We start from the raw sequence: 2,667 nt of genomic DNA on the forward strand, positions 1-2,667 counted from the left end.
CTAAATAAGCGTTTCGGGAGCTTTTTGAGCTCTACAAGTGTCAAACTCAAGATATGGCTATAGCTTTCTATCCATCTTTGAAAAAAGCACATACCAATAAAGTATGTGCAAATATGGCGATAGCGCTATCCATCCTTGAGAAAAGTACAATACCTTTAACATATGTGGAATTTCGCATCATTTGACTTAAGAAGGAGGTACTCAGGCACTGTGAAACCGGCAGAGTACCTTCTCGAATGGGCAAACTTTCATTAACAGTGATCAGCAAAGGCAGTTAGTAAATTATCAACAACTTCTTCAACAGCATGACCTTCAATCTCATGACGGGGGATAAAATGGACGACAGTTTTTCCCTTCAAAAGTGCCATTGAAGGTGAGGATGGTTCAATACCGGTAAAATATTCCCGCATTTTTGCTGTAGCTTCTTTATCTTGCCCGGCAAATACCGTAACGAGATGATCAGGTTTTTTTTCAGTATGTTGAATTGCATAAGTAACTGCCGGACGGGCTAGTCCGCCTGCACAGCCGCATACTGAATTAACGACAACAAGCGTCGTTCCGCTGACACCTTCCATAAACGTTTCTACTTCTTCAGCGGTTTTTAATTCTTTAAAGCCGACTCCTACTAATTCTTCACGCATCGGCTTAACAAGTTCACGCATATATTCTTCATAAGCCATTGACATAATTTATCCTCCTCGTACGATTTGTTTTAGCGTTAAGTGTATAATATTTTACATTTCATTTTATTAAAAAGCAAAAGCTCTAACTATTCGGTTGTTTTCTTGCCTCGGTCATTTGTTTCCAAACCGATCCCCTTGCATTCTCTCCGCCTTCAATTCGTTCAATGGCCATCTTTATTTGTAAGGCCACTTCAAACTCAGGGTCATTCTCGGCTTGTTTTAATGCCGGCAAAGCTTTTTCATCTCCTGTTTCATATAAAAACATGGCAGCGCGCCAACGGACAATTTTACTCTTATCTTTCAATGCCTTAATCATTTCCTCCTGAGCTTCCGGGAATCCGAGATCACTTAAACAATCACCGGCTGTTCGTCTTACCGTAACTGTCTTATCTCTTAATCCTTGATAAATATAGGGCAGCACTTTCTTATCCTTTATCATACCAAGGTATACAACAGCAAGTCTTCTAATAGACGGTTTCTCGTCATGCAACGCTTTTTCGAGGACAGGTAAATCAGCAAGTGTCGGCTCTTCCATTTGTTCTAAAAGTTGATAACGTCTTTTCCAATCAGGATGATCTAAATCTTGTCGTGTCAATTTCCGATACTTTTTTTGAACAACGGACCGTTCGGGATGTAAAGCCGACTCGACAAGTGCGGCCAAACGTTCTGAAGGATAAGATGCAACAACCTCATCTAAAATTGTTTGACCGATTTCATCAAAGTCGCCATAACGAACCCCGTGATCCACCCATTTTCTAAGAAAAACAATATTATCTTCCGGCAATTGAGCTTTTGTAATTGCCCGGACAAACTCTTCAGGTAAGGCCACACGTTTTTCTGTATGCCCGTCAGTCAATTTTATTTGCATTGGAATCCCCTTGAACATTTGCAAAAAAACTTGAACTTCCCCATAATGTTCATCAGGACCAATAAAGTTTTCTTTTTCGGTTGCTTCTTCACCGAGCGATATGCGAACCAATGGTAATATTTGTTTCCAATCCGCTTTCGGATGCCTTTCAACTGCCAAAAAATCTGCCACATGGTAAACTCCTTTAACACCTTCAATTTCCAAAATGGCCCGAATTTCCTTTGGTGCTTCATTTCGCATCTCTTCACGGTAATTATTTCGTGCTCCTTTTGGCAATTCTTCATTAAGAATTATTTTCATCGTATGTGGACTGGGTGTTGGTTCAATTGCTTTTATTTTCATATACATCACCTCTCCTTCTGCCATCTTTTTATTATCTTAATACGGAAAGTTGTCGTAACGCAAAATATTCGACTTATCTTCAAAAACACAAGGCGTCTGAAGAAAGATAGTAAACAGCTATTTTGGAAGGAAACCGGTGGCGAAAAAAAGGAATATTTCAATATTTGTAGAAATATATGTGTATGCAGAATTTATTTACATTTATGTAAAAAACGGGAGGGAACTGAGAATGAGCTCAATAAAAAGGGTAAATCATCAGCCAAAAGGAATGAAAACCGTTAATCCTTACTTAATGGTTGACAATGTCGCGCAGCTAATAGATTTCATAGAAACAGTATTTGACGGAAAATTAAAGTATAAACTTGACAGGCCAAACGGAACCATTATGCATGCAGAGATGATAATTGGAGATTCGATCATTATGGCAGGTGAGCCTATGGAGAAATATGGGTCAATGCCGGCATCCATATATATGTATGTTCCAGACTGTGATACCGTTTATGAAAAAGCACTTCAACATGGAGCAGAACCAATCATGCCCCCAACGGATATGAAGCACGCAGGTGAAAGATACGGAGGAGTAAAAGACGGTTCAGGTAATATTTGGTGGATTGCGACTCATATTGAAGACTTGACCCCTCAAGAACAGGCGAAGAGAATTCAAGAAATGGAGAAAAACTGGGAATAGAGTAAAACTTCCGCCAATGGAGGGGTTTTGGCGACTTTGACAGTCAAAAGAACAAAAACTCCCCGAAAACAGCGGTATAATCGTGT

3 protein-coding genes are annotated in these 2,667 nt (G+C 39.7%); 1 reads left to right on the top strand and 2 read right to left on the bottom strand.

What is annotated here, in order from left to right; all coding sequences use genetic code 11:
• Nucleotides 1–251 precede the first annotated feature (251 nt).
• Together LIZ98_RS17220 and LIZ98_RS17225 are read right to left on the bottom strand one after the other, a co-directional pair.
• Entirely contained in the window at nucleotides 252–686 is a 435-nt protein-coding gene (locus LIZ98_RS17220; RefSeq protein ID WP_108898141.1) for a BrxA/BrxB family bacilliredoxin, read from the bottom strand.
• A gap of 79 nt (nucleotides 687–765) precedes the next feature.
• Nucleotides 766–1,893, bottom strand: coding sequence for a conserved virulence factor C family protein (locus LIZ98_RS17225; RefSeq protein WP_041845645.1), 1,128 nt, complete (start codon nucleotides 1,891–1,893; stop codon nucleotides 766–768).
• A gap of 229 nt (nucleotides 1,894–2,122) precedes the next feature.
• Between LIZ98_RS17225 and LIZ98_RS17230 the strand changes: the two genes are divergently transcribed.
• Nucleotides 2,123–2,581: a VOC family protein gene (locus LIZ98_RS17230; protein ID WP_041845646.1), complete on the top strand. Its 459-nt coding sequence runs from the start codon at nucleotides 2,123–2,125 to the stop codon at nucleotides 2,579–2,581.
• The last annotated feature ends 86 nt before the right edge of the window (nucleotides 2,582–2,667 follow it).

The organism is Caldibacillus sp. 210928-DFI.2.18, assembly GCF_020554505.1.
GTDB lineage: Bacteria > Bacillota > Bacilli > Bacillales > Caldibacillaceae > Caldifermentibacillus > Caldifermentibacillus hisashii.